General features: G+C 56.2%; 14 protein-coding genes and 1 pseudogene. 14 read left to right on the top strand and 1 reads right to left on the bottom strand.

Features of this window, described 5'->3' with window-relative positions; all coding sequences use genetic code 11:
* Positions 1-159 precede the first annotated feature (159 nt).
* From MF410_RS36790 to MF410_RS15185, 12 genes and pseudogenes are all read left to right on the top strand, one after another.
* Positions 160-1,177: pseudogene (locus tag MF410_RS36790) on the top strand (N-acetylneuraminate synthase family protein).
* Positions 1,159-1,851 (top strand): glycosyltransferase family protein, encoded by a 693-nt coding sequence (locus tag MF410_RS36785; protein ID WP_345774725.1) that lies wholly within the window; start codon positions 1,159-1,161, stop codon positions 1,849-1,851. The pseudogene MF410_RS36790 and the gene MF410_RS36785 overlap by 19 nt, the downstream one beginning before the upstream one ends.
* Entirely contained in the window at positions 1,833-2,798 is a 966-nt protein-coding gene (locus MF410_RS15230) for a glycosyl transferase (protein ID WP_097623946.1), read from the top strand. The genes MF410_RS36785 and MF410_RS15230 overlap by 19 nt, the downstream gene beginning before the upstream one ends.
* The gene (locus MF410_RS15225) at positions 2,795-3,496 is read left to right on the top strand and encodes a WbqC family protein (protein ID WP_097623947.1); all 702 of its coding nucleotides are present in this window, start codon (positions 2,795-2,797) and stop codon (positions 3,494-3,496) included. Before MF410_RS15230 ends, MF410_RS15225 begins: the two co-directional genes overlap by 4 nt.
* Positions 3,493-4,125 carry a PIG-L deacetylase family protein gene (locus MF410_RS15220; RefSeq protein ID WP_003556714.1) on the top strand — a complete coding sequence of 211 codons (633 nt, stop codon included), beginning with the start codon at positions 3,493-3,495 and terminating at the stop codon, positions 4,123-4,125. Before MF410_RS15225 ends, MF410_RS15220 begins: the two co-directional genes overlap by 4 nt.
* Entirely contained in the window at positions 4,110-4,976 is an 867-nt protein-coding gene (locus MF410_RS15215; protein ID WP_239619874.1) for a hypothetical protein, read from the top strand. Before MF410_RS15220 ends, MF410_RS15215 begins: the two co-directional genes overlap by 16 nt.
* On the top strand, positions 4,973-5,887 hold the full coding sequence (locus MF410_RS15210; protein ID WP_097623948.1) for a TIGR04325 family methyltransferase: 915 nt from the start codon (positions 4,973-4,975) through the stop codon (positions 5,885-5,887). The genes MF410_RS15215 and MF410_RS15210 overlap by 4 nt, the downstream gene beginning before the upstream one ends.
* Positions 5,888-5,890: 3 nt before the next feature.
* Positions 5,891-6,769: a glycosyltransferase family 2 protein gene (locus tag MF410_RS15205; protein WP_097623949.1), complete on the top strand. Its 879-nt coding sequence runs from the start codon at positions 5,891-5,893 to the stop codon at positions 6,767-6,769.
* Positions 6,766-7,773, top strand: a complete 1,008-nt coding sequence (locus tag MF410_RS15200) for a class I SAM-dependent methyltransferase (RefSeq protein ID WP_097623950.1) — start codon at positions 6,766-6,768, stop codon at positions 7,771-7,773. The genes MF410_RS15205 and MF410_RS15200 overlap by 4 nt, the downstream gene beginning before the upstream one ends.
* A gap of 262 nt (positions 7,774-8,035) precedes the next feature.
* A complete protein-coding gene (locus MF410_RS15195; protein ID WP_239619872.1) occupies positions 8,036-8,917 on the top strand; it encodes a glycosyltransferase in 882 nt (293 codons plus the stop codon).
* Between the two features lie 209 nt (positions 8,918-9,126).
* Positions 9,127-9,729: a class I SAM-dependent methyltransferase gene (locus tag MF410_RS15190; protein ID WP_239619871.1), complete on the top strand. Its 603-nt coding sequence runs from the start codon at positions 9,127-9,129 to the stop codon at positions 9,727-9,729.
* Positions 9,726-10,697 carry a hypothetical protein gene (locus MF410_RS15185; RefSeq protein WP_097623953.1) on the top strand — a complete coding sequence of 324 codons (972 nt, stop codon included), beginning with the start codon at positions 9,726-9,728 and terminating at the stop codon, positions 10,695-10,697. The genes MF410_RS15190 and MF410_RS15185 overlap by 4 nt, the downstream gene beginning before the upstream one ends.
* A gap of 40 nt (positions 10,698-10,737) precedes the next feature.
* Here the strand turns inward: MF410_RS15185 and rfbB are convergent, their stop codons facing one another.
* On the bottom strand, positions 10,738-11,838 hold the full coding sequence (gene rfbB, locus MF410_RS15180) for a dTDP-glucose 4,6-dehydratase (RefSeq protein WP_239619870.1): 1,101 nt from the start codon (positions 11,836-11,838) through the stop codon (positions 10,738-10,740).
* Between the two features lie 137 nt (positions 11,839-11,975).
* Between rfbB and gmd the strand changes: the two genes are divergently transcribed.
* Together gmd and MF410_RS15170 are read left to right on the top strand one after the other, a co-directional pair.
* Complete coding sequence (gene gmd / locus MF410_RS15175; RefSeq protein ID WP_012556676.1) at positions 11,976-13,037, top strand: GDP-mannose 4,6-dehydratase; 1,062 nt, start codon at positions 11,976-11,978, stop codon at positions 13,035-13,037.
* On the top strand, positions 13,038-13,988 hold the full coding sequence (locus MF410_RS15170; protein ID WP_097623955.1) for a GDP-L-fucose synthase: 951 nt from the start codon (positions 13,038-13,040) through the stop codon (positions 13,986-13,988).
* Positions 13,989-14,272: the final 284 nt, after the last annotated feature.

Raw genomic sequence — 14,272 nt, 5'->3', positions numbered from 1 at the left:
CGAAACCGCACAGATTTGCGGCAGGCAGGTCATTGTCCGGAATTACGTCGACCGGAACCAGGAAATCGGGCGATAATCGACCGCAATGTGCGCATACTCCTAGGGCATGCCATCAGCGCGCAAGGCAGCTTGCCGGTCGTGAATTACAGGGAGTGACGAATGTTCCGCAACTACCGGCCCGATCGCTGCTATATCATAGCCGAGATCGGCGGCAACTTTACGACGTTCGATCAGGCAAAGCGCCTGATCGACGAGGCAAAGGCGTCAGGCGTGGATGCCGTCAAGCTTCAGACCTATCGGGCCGAAACATTGTCGAGCCGGAATGCCATGTTCGACATGGAAAACACCGGCGTTACCTCGCAATTCGAGCTTTTCCGTAAATATGAAATCGGTCACGAGCTTCACGAAGCGGTTTTCCGCTATGCCGAGGAGCAAGCCCTGGACTGGTTTTCGTCTCCCTCGCATGAGACGGATGTCGACCTGCTGGAGAGATGCGGTGTTGGGGCCCACAAGGTGGGTTCGGACGATGCGGTCAACATCCCCTTTCTCCGCTATCTTGCAAGAACGGGCAAGCCGATCATCCTGTCGACGGGCATGTCGACGCTCGAAGAAGTTCGGGAATCCGTCGCAGCCATCAAGGAAGCCGGCAACGACAAGCTCATCCTGCTGCACGCCATCACAAGCTATCCGACGCATCCGGAAAATGTGAACCTGGGTGCGATGCAAACGATGATGAAGGCGTTTCCGGATCTCGATGTTGGCTATTCCGACCATACATTGAACCCTGTCGCGAGCCTTTGCGCGGTCGCGATGGGCGCCCGGGTCATCGAGCGGCATTTCACCTACGACAAAGCCGCCGATGGTCCCGATCACATGCTTTCGGCTGATCCAGCGGAAATGAAATGGCTTGTGGATGCGATACGCGCATTCGAGATCATGAAAGGCAGCGGTCGCAAAGAGCCGGCTGCAAGTGAGGCGACGACCAGATTGAACAACCGCAAGAGCGTCGTTCTCAATAGACGGCTCAAAGCCGGTGACGTCATTTCCGCCGGCGACATTTCGGTTAAGCGACCGGGGACGGGAATCGAGCCTAAGCATTTGGAAACTCTCACTGGGCGACGACTGCTGAAGAGATCTCGAAGGCGACGCCGTCCTCCAGTGGAGCGATCTGGCGTGACGCTTGGAATCATCATCCAGGCGCGGATGGGATCGACGCGGCTACCGGGAAAAGTCCTTCGCGACATTGCCGGCAAGCCCCTTCTCGCACATGTCCTTGGCAGGCTTCAGATGTTGAAGCGGCCGGCCAAGATCGTCGTCGCGACATCATCGGCCGGCGAGAACGACATTGTCGAAGCTTGGTGCCTCGAGCACGGCGTAAGCTGCTTTCGCGGCGACGAAGCCGATGTTCTCGATCGTTATTTCCAATGTGCAAGATCGCTTGGGATGTCGGATATCGTGCGATTGACCGCCGATAATCCGTTCACTGATATCGAGGAGCTGGAGAGGCTGATCGCCCTGCACCAAAAGCACGGGTTTGACTACACGCACGCGTTCGGACAACTGCCCATCGGTGTCGGCGCCGAGATATTTACATTCGAAGCCTTGTCGCGCAGTCATCGCGACGGGAAACTGCCGCACCATCGCGAACATGTGAACGAATACTTCACCGATCGGCCCGAGCTCTTCAAGCTCGGTCAGCTCGATATTCCGCCGGCCAAAGTCGCTCCGAACCTGCGTCTGACGGTGGATACCGAGGAAGACTGGCGACGTGCCTGTGCGCTCGCCGCCCAGGCGGGTGGGACCTGGCTTGGGACAGAGGAAGCGATCAGACTATGTTCGTCCTCTGCATAGAGAGTTCGCATGCCCGCGGCATGGGGCATTTGTTTCGGTCGTTGACGCTCGCCACCGAACTGCGTTCGCGCGGGTATTCGGTCCGTTTCCTGGCGAATAATCATCCGAATTCGCTGAGAATCATTCGGGAGCGCGGCTTTGATGTCGCGCTCTACGATCTCGCCGCCGTCACGGGATGGGAAGAGGCTTTCGTCGACCCCGCCGTTCCTTCCCCGATCTGGATCAACGACCGCCTCAATACGAGAAGACCTCACAGCGAAACGATCAAGCGTTTGGGCGCCAAGCTCGTGACTTTTGATGATCGCGGCAATGGCGCAGAACTTGCCGACATGAATATCTGCGCGCTCCTTTTCGAAAAGACGGAGGATCTGAAGGGCGAGGATGTTCGGCTGGGGGTGGAGTACATGATACTCAATCCTGAAATCGCCAGGTATCGCAGAGTTCGGCAAAGCCTTGCATCGATACTCGTCACGCTCGGAGGCGCCGATACCTACGGAGTGACGGTGCGCGTCGCCAAATGGCTGAGCGGCAAGCCTTTTCCAGTCACCATCGTCACGGGCCCGAGCTTCCAGCATATGGCGGAGCTTGAAGAAGTCGTCTCGACCGCAGAGCCGGATCGGTTCAAGCTGTTGAACCAGGTGCCGTCGCTTGCGGCAGAGATGTATGGGCACGATCTGGCGATTACCGGCGGTGGCGTTACGCCCTTCGAAGCCTGTGCGGCCGGCCTGCCGTGCGTGGTGATCGCCAACGAGGCTTTCGAAATCCCGGTCGGCCGTGCTCTGGAAGGATTGGGGGCCGCGTTCTTTGCCGGACATCACTCGGCATTCGATCTGGGCATCCTGGAAGAGGCGCTTCCCATCAGGAGCATGAGCGAGACTGCCATGACCAGGGTCGACCTCGGCGGCGTAGGGCGTGTTGCCGATTTGCTGGAAAGATTGGCTGCATGACCATCACGGCGGTTATTCATCAGCCGGACTTCGCTTCATATCTCGGCTTTTTTCAGCGTTTCCTGAACGCTGACCTCTATATCGTTCTGGATCACGTCCAGTTCGTCCATGGCACAAGCAAAAGCTGGACGCACCGCGATAAGATCAAGACCGCGCAAGGTGACCGGTGGCTCACCGTCGGAATCAAAAAGCCGAGTCTCGGCACTCCGATTAACGAGGTGGAACTGGCGCCGGGCACCGGATGGATCGATCAGAACCTTTCCCTGCTTCGCGAAAATTATCGCAAGTCCGGGGGCTGGAGCGAAGTCTTTCCCTGTATCGAGGCCCTCTACGGCCAGCGGTTCGAGCTGTTGGCCGATTTCAACATGCATTTCCTCGAAGGCATTCTGGAGATGCTTGAGATCACCATGCCGACGGTGCGGTCGAGCACTTTAAGCCCCAAGGGGCATAAGAATGAGTTGCTCGTCGAACTGCTGCGCAAAGTCGGAGCAACGCGTTACCTCTCAGGCCTGGGCGCGCGCGACTACATGCGGCCTGAGGTGTTCGAGGCAGCGGGGGTCGAGATCGAATGGCAACATTTCGTCCATCCCGTATACCCGCAGCCTTTCGGCGAGTTCATGCCCTATCTCAGCATCCTCGACACACTGCTGAATTGTGGTATTGCAGGCACGCGTGACCTGCTCTGGAGTTGCAAATGAATATTCTCGCGATCGGTGCCCATTTTGACGACGTGGAGCTCGGCTGTGGCGGTGCACTGGCACGCCATGCGGCAAACGGCGACACGGTTTATGTCTATGTTGCAACCGTATCCGGCTTTTCCAACCAATATGATCAGTCCGTGCGCAGCAGCCAGGTCGCCAGGGCGGAAGCGGATGCTGCGATGGAAATTCTCGGCGTCCACAAGATGTTTTGCGGCGAGTTCAAAACGCTCCAGATCGAATTCGTCGATCCGCTGAATATCGAGATCCTCAAGCTGGTGCAGGATCTGAAGATCGACATGGTCTACACCCACTGGGTCGGAGATATCCACCATGACCATCTGGCCTTGTCGCGCGCCTCGCTGCATAGCTGCCGCCATGTGCCGCGCCTACTGATGTACCGCAGCAACTGGTATCACTCGACGGTCGATTTCCGGGGGAATTTCTACGTCGATATTACCTCCCACTGGGACCAGAAGGAAAAGGCGATCCTTGCCCATGAATCCGAGATGGAGCGTACAGGGCGGAAATGGGTGAGCTTCTTCCGCAATGAAGCGGAAAACGCCGGCCAGCGCATCGGTGTAAAATATGCCGAAGTGTTTGAGGTGGTGAAGTGGCTGCAGCCCTGAGAAAGGTTTTGACCTTTGGCTCCATGCTGCTTCCCTATGGTGTGCATGAGTTAAGGCGCAGGCTAAGTAGTCGTCACAAAATCTCTGCTGATGTTGCGAGATCCCTGGCAGGAAATCGACAGCTTGCCGGTCTGCACGCCGGCCAACGCTGTTTCATCTTAGGAAATGGCCCGAGCGTCAAGGGCTTGGATCTGTCGCGGCTTCAAGGCCAAAACGTTATCACCGTTTCCAACGGCTACCTGCATTCCGATTTTGACAAGTTCCAATCTCGTTATCATTGTGTTCCGCAGATTACCTATGGATTAATGACATCCGAGGACGTGATCCGCTGGTTTGAGGAGATGCACTCACATCTGGGAGCTGCGGAACTGTTCCTCAGCTCCACGGAAGCGGAACTCGTGCGGAAACACAATCTGTTTGCAGGGCGAACGGTTCGCTATCTGCTGCTGGGCGAAAGCTTCGACGATAAGCGATCGGACGAAATCGTCGATATTTCTCGACCGGTGCCGCGTGTCGAGTTGGTGCCGGTGATGGCCCTGATGATAGCGATGTACCTGGGTTTCAAGGAGATCATTCTGCTCGGCGTCGACCATGATCATTTCCTGTCATCGAGCTACCAATATGCGTTCGACCTCAAGGTCCAAAAGGGCATGGATAGCACCGCGAATGCGGACGGCACCTTGAGAACGAACCGTCACGATGACTTTCAAACGCTGGCGCGGCTGTGGCGACAATATCGAGCCATCGCAAACATAGCGAAAGCGAATGGCATCTGTATCGTCAATTCTACACCCGGTGGGGCGCTGGACGAATTTGACCGACGGCCTTTCGAAGCTTGGTTTGAAGAATGAGGCAGATTAATTTTTCGCTCCCGGGAATTCATTGTTTGCTTGAGGTCACGCGGGAATCGCCGCAAGCCCGCGAACAGGACGTTTTGAGCGAATTTCGGCGTCACAACGTCGTTTTCGACGGGCCTCACAACGATTGGCGCTCGGCACTGGCTGCTGCAGATGGATATGACGCGCCGGCTATTCTTGCCAAAGTTGTTGAAGCGACACGTGCAGTTGTTCAGGGTCGTGCCGAATATGAGCGAGACACGGTCGTTTTCACGGAAAGAAGCTATTCGCACCCCCTGCTTGCCTGGCTTCTTTATGTTGCATCCCGGTCTGATCTTCATTTGAGGGTGGTCGATTTTGGGGGCGCGTTGGGAAGTTCTTATTTTCAGCACCGCTCGGCATTGGCGCATCTTGCGGAACTGAAATGGTGCGTCGTCGAGCAGCCGCATTTTGTGATCGCGGGCCGAACGGAATTTGAAGATGCGCGGTTGAGCTTTTCCGACAGTCTGGATGAGGCGATTGATCGGGTGAAGCCCAATGTCGTTCTGCTGTCCGGCGTTCTCCAATATCTTGAATACCCTCTTGAATATCTTGAAAATCTTCTGTCGAAGGGCGTCAAGTTCATACTGATTGACAGGACAGCAGCGCAGTTCGATATCGCAGCCACACCTTTCGTGCAGCATGTGCCCGCGTGGATCTACAGCGCGAGCTACCCGGTATGGTTCTTGAACGCGGATGAAATGCAGGACGGCTTTGCCAGGCATGGATATGAGGTGCTGGATCGTTTCCAGCCGGCCGGGACATTTGGCTCAGTGACGCCGCCGCCCTTGCAAGAACTGAAGCGTTGGGGCATTGGCGTTACACCAGCGCCTCAGCAGCACGAATGGCCGTATGTTGGCTGGTTTCTCGAGAAGCTGGAAAGCTAGCGAATGCGCGTGAACGTCATTATCCCGGTTTTCAACCGCCTTGAACATACCCGTAAGGTTTTGGAAGCTCTTCGGAAGCAGACCGTCTTTGACGCCATGACGATCGTCATCGTCAACGACGGTTCGACCGATGGAACCGCAAAATACCTGCAATCGCAGAGCGATCTGACCGAAATCCGAGGCGACGGTAATCTCTGGTGGGGCGGCGCCATCGAGGAAGGACTGAAACATGTGCTTCCCGGCTGCCGACCGGACGACTATGTCCTGTTTCTCAACAATGATACCTGGTTTGGCGACAATTTTGTTGAAGCGCTGGTGCAGGCATCCAAAGAAAACGGCGGAGCCGCGGTCGGAAGCGTCATCCATGAAGAGGGGCGGGATCCACCGCTTGTCAGTATTGGGGCAAGGGTCAACATCAATCGGCTTGCTGTCTGGGATCTGCTTTCGGAATTGAGCGAAACGGAAAAACAGTCGCCCGCCCGCCAGTATCGTGTTGATGCACTGAGTGGCCGGGGAACGCTTTACCCGGCGATCCTGTTTCGCAGACATGGTGGTATGCGACCGAACCTGTTGCCGCACTACATGGCCGACTACGAAATCGCCATGCGCTTTGCGCGTGCGGGAGTGCCTCTGGTTGTCAGCAGCAAGGCAATCGTCTATTCGCCTCCGGTATATGGAAACGACGCGTCCAGCCTTTCGTGGCGAAAGCGGTTGTTTGGCAGGCGTTCGGCGCACAACGTGTTTCAGCGTCTTATTTTTTACTCGCTTGTCGGGTCACCGGTGCAACGCATAACTGCGCCGATCCGTATGGCGTATTTCTCCTGCAGCCGCGCGTTTTCAACGTGGAGGTCATTGGCGAAACGGAAGGAAGGAACGATATGAGCGGCGGCCAGCACCAGCAGTGCATCGCGTGCGGATCGAAGATGCGAACCTTTATCGAGCGCATCAGTGATGATCGATACGGCTGCCCCGGCGTCTACTCGATAGACCGCTGCGTTTCTTGCGGCCACATGTCGACTGCGCCACGGCTGACGGAAGAGGATCTGCCGGCGCTCTACAGCAATTATTATCCCCGCCGGGAGATCGATTTTGATGCGCTTGAAAAAGAGGCCGCTCTTGTCGAGAAACCTCTTGCCGGATTCCGCCGGTGGGCTGCCGGCACCGACAACCAGGGGCATTATCTCGCCAAGCCGGGGCAGAAAGTCCTGGATATCGGCTGTGGCTCCTGCCTCTCTCTGTTGGAGATGCAAAAGCTCGGCGTGGAATGCTGGGGTGTGGAGGCTGATCCGAACGTTCGGACAATTGCCGAAAAATATGGCTTACGCGTTCATATCGGCAACATCTATGACGTGCCGTTCGCAGATCAGAAATTTGATCTGATCGTGCTGAACCAGGTCATCGAACATGTGCCCGATCCGCTTGCGATGCTGGCGGCCCTCAAGGGCCGTCTCAATGAAGACGGACGCGTCATATTGGCTTTCCCGAATACCGGTTCCTTTCATCGCAAGCTCTGGAAGTTGCGTTGGATAAACTGGCACATTCCGTACCATCAGAACCATTTCAACCGAACCTCCTTCACGTTGCTTGCGCGAAAATCCGGTTACGATGTCAAGCGCATCAGGACGATCACTCCCAATTTGTGGTCGGTGCTCCAACTGCGAACCTCGCAGGAGCAGCGGCAGGAGGGAAGGGCCTCCAATACCTGGTCGGAAAGCGGCAGTTCTCAGAAGCCCCCGAGCTTTGTTCGAAAGCTCCGCAATGTCACCGTTACGCGCGGCGCACGCCTTGCCGGCGCCATGATGGGCTTTATGAACCGGGCTCTGGATGCAACGGGGCAGGGCGATAGTCTCCTGGTCGAACTCCGGCTCTCCGCGACAGAGAACTAGGATCAGCGTCATGCGGATTGCCGTATTCGATACCTACTATTCCCGATTCCTGACGATGCATTATCATCGCAATCGGGATTTGAGGTCCGCCTCCTCCCAAAAGCAGACGGACGCTCTGCTTGAGGCTGCTTTCGGCACGTCCGATTTCTACTCGCGCCACCTGAAAGAGCTCGGCTGCGATGTCATCGATATCGTCGGCAATTGCGTTCCGCTGCAATCGGCCTGGGCGCGGGAGAACAACGAACCATTCAGCCCATGGGCGATGAAACTGCCGCATCGTTTTTTTAGGCTGCCTTATATCGGTGCGCGCCTGGCAGCGCTCCCCGGCCTGCTGGAAGTCGCAATGGCGCGGGTTCGATCATTCAAGCCGGACGTCCTTTATTGTCAGGATCTCAGTTTTTTTCCGCCTCATGCTCTGATGGGGTTGAAAAAGACTGTGCCTTTGATCGTCGGCCAAATCGCTTGTCCCCTGCCGCCAGACAACTTTCTGCGGCCCTATGACCTCATTCTGACCTCCTTCCCCCATTTCGTACCTCGTTTTCATGAAATGGGCATAAAATCCGAATATTTCAGGATCGGCTTCGATACCCGGGTGCTCGATATCCTCGGCGATGTCCCACGCGACGTGCCGGTGAGTTTCGTCGGCGGCATAAGCCGTCATCATGGCAAGGCGATCCCGATGCTCGAACATCTCGCCGAAACCACGCCGATACAGTTTTTTGGCTATGGTGCGGCGACACTTCCACGCTCATCTCCCATCCGAAAGCGTCATAATGGGGAAGTCTGGGGTCCGGACATGTACCGCGCTCTGGCGCGTAGCCGGATCACCGTCAACCGACATATCAATGTTGCCGAGAGCAATGCCAACAACATGCGGCTTTATGAGGCGACCGGTGTCGGATCGCTGCTCATTACCGACCAAAAAGACAATCTCGGTGAGATTTTCGACGTCGGCAAGGAGGTCGTTGCCTATTCCAGTCCTGAAGAAGCCGCGGAACTCATCCGCTACTATATAGATCATCCCGACGAGGCCGATGCCATCGCGAAGGCCGGCCAGGCGAGGACGCTGAAAGATCACACCTACAAGTCGAGAATGAAAGAGTTGATGCCGATCCTCGAGAGACATCTGGAGAATCAGGGTTGATGTCATTTGTTCGTACGACTCTCAACCGCTTTCCGGTATTGAAGAGCCAGCTGAAGCGATTGCGTGAACGGCTGCTGCCGGCTGCATCGGTATCGTCCCACTACGTCGAGATCGATTCAGCTCGGCGAGACAGCGAAAGCTGGCGCCTAGCTGCATCGTGGAAAGCGAATGATCTGCCTGCACGCCAGAGAGCGCTCGTCGAGCGCCAGTTGAAGGAATATCGCGGCGGTGCTTCCATCGATGTATTCGATGTCTTTACCGCCGCGCTGCGTAAGATCGACAATCTTCCGGCGGCCGGTTCGTTGCTCGAAATCGGTTGCTCCAGCGGATATTACTCCGAAGTGCTTGAGGTAAATGGCCTGCCGTTTCGGTATCACGGCTGCGATTATTCCGATGCCTTCATCGAGATGGCGCGCCGCATCTATCCGGCACTGTCGTTCGATGTGGAGGATGCAACACGGCTCAGCTATCAGGACAATGCTTATGATGTTGTGGTTTCGGGATGCTGTCTGCTGCATATCGCCGACTATGAAGCGGCGATTGCAGAAAGCGCCCGCGTCGCCAAAGACTACGTCATCTTTCACCGCACTCCCATTGTCTACGGTGAACCCACCAAGTATTTCCGCAAGCAGGCCTATGGCGTCGAGACCATGGAAATCCATTTTTCCGAGCCGGAGCTATTGGATAGCTTTCGGGTTCACGGCCTCGAAGTCCTGGCGACCTTCACGCTGAACGAGAATGCGGACCCGCGTGACAGCAGCAAGGGCAATGCAAGCCGCACCTATTTGTGCAGGAAACAATCTCAATCATGACGACCTACTTCTGTACCCTTTTCGACAGTGGCTATCTCATCAAGGGCATGGCTATGATGGAGAGCCTCGTCCAGTGGTGCCCAGACGCGCATATTTTTGTGCTCTGCATGGATCAGCAGGCGCAGGAGATACTGACCGCCTCCAACAGGTCCTACATCAACTGCATCGCGCTTGCCGACCTGGAGACGCCGGAACTCCTGGAGGCCAAGAAATCGCGCGGCGTCGCCGAGTATTGCTGGACCTTGTCTCCCTGCCTGCCGACCTTCGTGCTGCAGCATCACCCGGAAATCGATTTCATCACCTATCTCGACTCGGATCTGCTGTTCTATTCGCCGATCCAACCCATCTTCGATGAAATCGGCGATAATTCCATCGCGATTATCGAACATCGTTTTGCCCCGCGGCTGCAGGACAGGGAGGTGAACGGTCGCTTTTGCGTGGAATGGGTGAGTTTCCGACGCGACGAGGAGGGAATGCGCTGCCTGGACCGCTGGCGCGAGCAATGCATCGAATGGTGTTACTACCGCCTCGAAGACGGCAAGATGGGCGACCAGAAATATTTGGACGAATGGCCGGATCTCTATCTGCATTGCCACATCATCGAACATCCGGGCGCCGGCGTTGCCCCCTGGAATTACGAGAAACTGCATTTTACGCAGGATGCGTCCGGTCAGATCGAGGTCGACGGCTCACCTCTGATCTTCTATCACTTCCATCAGTTCCAGCTGCTGGCCAATGGCGATTTCAATCGACTGTCGACATTCTACACCTCCGTCTGCGAGGAACCGGTCGTTGCTTACGAAGCTTACGAGCGTGCCTTGATGCGAGCGCTGGATGCGATCAGGACGATTTCGCCGGGCTTTTCCGGCGGCCTACGTCCTGTTCGTGCCGTGGCGCTCCGCAGATGGGTGCAGCGTCATGTACCCCTGCCGATCAAACGTTTCCTCCACCGTTTCATCAGATATTGAGGTCACCTTAGCGGGCGCGAGAAATCTGGCGTCCTCCAACCTATTGGTATTGACGGTCGATCCATTGGCGGTAATTGCCGCTCGTGACGTTTTCTATCCAGGCTTCATTGGCAAGATACCATTCGACGGTCTTGCGGATGCCCGTATCGAATGTCTCACTTGGGCGCCAGTTCAGTTCCCGCTCGATTTTGGCCGCATCGATGGCGTACCGGCGATCATGGCCGGGGCGGTCGCGCACGAAAGTCATCTGCGACGTATAGCTTGCCCGGTCGGGCCGTGGCCTCAATTCATCAAGGATCCCGCAGAGCGTATTGACCACCGACAGGTTCGTCAGTTCGTTCCTGCCGCCGACATTGTAGGTTTCCCCGGCTTTTCCAGCCTCCAGAACGCGTCGGATCGCGCTGCAATGATCCTTGACGAAAAGCCAGTCGCGTACCTGCATTCCGTCCCCGTAGATCGGAATCTGTTTGCCCGAGAGGGCATTGTGGATGACCAGGGGAATAAGCTTCTCGGGAAAATGATAGGGGCCGTAGTTGTTCGAACAGTTCGTCGTCAGCACCGGTAAGCCGTAGGTGTGATGATAGGCGCGAACCAGATGATCGCTGGCCGCCTTGCTCGCGGAATAAGGGCTGTTTGGTTCGTACTTGCGATCTTCACTAAAGGCGGCTTCCAGGGGTGCGAGCGAACCGTAGACCTCGTCCGTCGACACATGGAGAAAACGAAAGCTTTCCAGGAAGGTTTCATCCTGCAAGGCAAGAAATCCGCGGATGGCCTCCAACAGGCGAAACGTGCCGACGATATTCGTCTGGATAAATTCTTCGGGCCCGTGGATCGATCGGTCGACGTGGCTCTCGGCGGCGAAATTCAGGACCGCACGGGGGCTATGGGACCGGAGCAGTCCCGCAACGAGATCGTAATCCGCGATGCTGCCTTTGACAAAGAGATGGCGCGGGTCGTTCCAGACGGAGGCCAGATTCTCCAGATTGCCGGCATAGGTCAGCACATCGAGATTGACGATCGGTTCATCATGAAGCGCAAGCCAATCGAGCACGAAATTCGCACCGATGAAACCAGCTCCCCCGTCACCAGGATCATATTTTCTCCCTTGGAGTTCTGACAGTATGGAGTGTTCTAGTCTCATCGTGCCGATCTCACGTCAACCGAAGAGATCGAGCATGCTTATTTCGCTGGCCAGGCCGCGGTCACATGGGGGTTGCGCTAGTTCGGCCGTTTCCATAAACACGTCCCGAAGATTGTATCGAAAGACGATGTGAAAAAATGACAAAAACCGCGCTGATTACTGGGGTGACTGGTCAGGATGGTGCCTATCTGGCCGAATTGCTTCTGAGCAAGGGCTATACGGTGCATGGTATCAAGCGCCGGTCATCGTCTTTCAATACCGGCCGTATCGAGCATATTTACCAGGATCCACACGAGGCGCATCCACGCTTCATTCTGCACTATGGCGATATGATCGACTCGACCAACCTCCTGCGGATCGTGCAGCAGACGCAGCCCGATGAAATCTACAATCTTGCCGCCCAGAGCCATGTCGGCGTCAGCTTCGAAACGCCTGAATATACGGCGGATGCCGATGGTATCGGGACGTTGAGGCTGCTCGAGGCGATCCGTATCCTGCGGCTCGAGGAAAAGACCCGGTTCTACCAGGCATCGACCTCGGAACTCTACGGTCTTGTGCAGGAAGTGCCGCAGAGCGAGAAGACGCCGTTTTACCCGCGTTCTCCCTATGCCGCAGCCAAGCTCTATGCCTACTGGATCGTGGTGAATTATCGCGAAGCCTATGGCATGCATGCGTCGAACGGCATTCTTTTCAATCACGAAAGCCCGCTTCGCGGCGAGACCTTCGTCACGCGCAAGATCACGATGGCCGTAGCCGCCATCCATCTCGGCCTTCAGGATAAGCTCTTCCTCGGCAATCTTGACGCCAAGCGCGACTGGGGTCATGCACGTGAGTATGTTGAAGGCATGTGGCGCATGCTGCAGCAGGACAAGCCGGATGACTATGTCTTGGCGACAGGCGAGACAACGAGTGTCCGCCAGTTTGTCGAATGGGCGTTTGCAGACGTCGGTATTGCTTTGGAATGGAAGGGTTCCGGCGTAGACGAAAAGGGTTATGATTCCGCGTCCGGTGCGTGCCTCGTGGAAGTCGATCCTCGGTATTTCCGCCCGACGGAAGTCGATCTTCTGCTGGGTGACCCGACCAAGGCGCGCCAGAAGCTGGGCTGGCAGCACAAGACCCCGGTTCGCGAACTCGCCGCCGAAATGGTGCGCGAGGATGTCAAGCACTGGAAGGCGCAAAACAGCCGGAAAGAGATCTAAGTGTACGACTTGTCCAACAAGAAGATTTGGGTTGCTGGTCATCGCGGTATGGTCGGCAGTGCTCTTGTGCGCAGGCTTCAATCCGAAGATTGCAGCATCATCACGGCCACGCGCCGTGAGGTCGATTTGAAGCGGCAGGACGAGGTCGAGAAATTTGTTGAAGCAAACCGACCCGACGCGATCATTCTCGCCGCTGCCAAGGTTGGCGGTATCCTCGCCAATGACAGTTATCCGGCAGAATTCATCTATGACAATCTGATTATCGAAGCGAACATCTTCGAAGCCGCCCACCAGGGGGGAGTGGACCGGCTGCTGTTCCTGGGTTCAAGCTGCATTTATCCGAAGCTCGCTCCACAGCCGATTCCCGAAGAGGCTCTCTTGACCGGTGCACTCGAGCCGACCAACGAATGGTACGCGATCGCCAAGATCGCCGGTATTAAGCTCGCGGAAGCCTATCGTAAGCAATACGGCCGCGATTATATTTCGGCCATGCCGACCAATCTTTATGGCCCGGGCGACAATTTCGACCTGACATCCAGCCATGTGCTGCCGGCGCTTATCCGCAAGGCGCACGCTGCGAAACTTCGCAAAGACCCGCATATGGTGGTGTGGGGCACCGGAACCCCGCGCCGCGAATTTCTGCACGTCGATGACTGCGCCGACGCGCTGGTGTTTCTTCTCAAGACATATTCGGGCTCGCAGCACGTCAACGTCGGCTCGGGGACGGATCTCGAAATTATCGAATTGACGCGGTTGGTCTGCCGCGTTGTCGGTTATGAGGGTGAGATCATTCATGATCTTTCCAAGCCCGATGGTACGCCGCGAAAGCTGATGAGCAATCAGAAGCTGCAGGACATGGGCTGGAAGCCGCGCATCTCGCTTGAGGATGGCATCCGAGCCACTTATGCTTGGTTCCTGGAGTTCGAGAATACGTCCGACCCAGCGGTCTGATATCAGGCAAACCAGCATTTATCCCCGCTCTTTGCGACACAGACGGTGTCGCAGGGCTGGTGCCTGGGCAACATGCCAGTGATAAGATCGCCGCTATGCCGTCTGGGTGATCAGCCCGTTGACGGAAGCACCTTTCCTGTCAATTTCCCGAGCCGTTCGAACACGGCAACCCGCTCGGGAAATCGTCGCCGCCTGGATTCAACAAATGTTTGATCAGTGAAATTGTTTGGCTGGGGAACCTGGATTCTCACATGATTTCAATGGCTTAGAGAAATCACCTTTGT

Origin of the sequence: Rhizobium sp. C104 (assembly GCF_022354505.1) — a bacterium.
In the GTDB taxonomy this organism is placed as follows: domain Bacteria; phylum Pseudomonadota; class Alphaproteobacteria; order Rhizobiales; family Rhizobiaceae; genus Rhizobium; species Rhizobium redzepovicii.
This window is presented reverse-complemented; position numbering and strand designations above follow the sequence as displayed.

Coding starts and splice junctions, on each gene's coding strand:
- MF410_RS15230 (WP_097623946.1), top strand. CDS start 1,833: ATGTTCGTCCTCTGCATAGAGAGTTCGCATGCCCGCGGCATGGGGCAT.
- MF410_RS15225 (WP_097623947.1), top strand. CDS start 2,795: ATGACCATCACGGCGGTTATTCATCAGCCGGACTTCGCTTCATATCTC.
- MF410_RS15220 (WP_003556714.1), top strand. CDS start 3,493: ATGAATATTCTCGCGATCGGTGCCCATTTTGACGACGTGGAGCTCGGC.
- MF410_RS15210 (WP_097623948.1), top strand. CDS start 4,973: ATGAGGCAGATTAATTTTTCGCTCCCGGGAATTCATTGTTTGCTTGAG.
- MF410_RS15205 (WP_097623949.1), top strand. CDS start 5,891: ATGCGCGTGAACGTCATTATCCCGGTTTTCAACCGCCTTGAACATACC.
- MF410_RS15200 (WP_097623950.1), top strand. CDS start 6,766: ATGAGCGGCGGCCAGCACCAGCAGTGCATCGCGTGCGGATCGAAGATG.
- MF410_RS15195 (WP_239619872.1), top strand. CDS start 8,036: ATGAAACTGCCGCATCGTTTTTTTAGGCTGCCTTATATCGGTGCGCGC.
- MF410_RS15185 (WP_097623953.1), top strand. CDS start 9,726: ATGACGACCTACTTCTGTACCCTTTTCGACAGTGGCTATCTCATCAAG.
- rfbB (WP_239619870.1), bottom strand. CDS start 11,838: ATGAGACTAGAACACTCCATACTGTCAGAACTCCAAGGGAGAAAATAT.
- gmd (WP_012556676.1), top strand. CDS start 11,976: ATGACAAAAACCGCGCTGATTACTGGGGTGACTGGTCAGGATGGTGCC.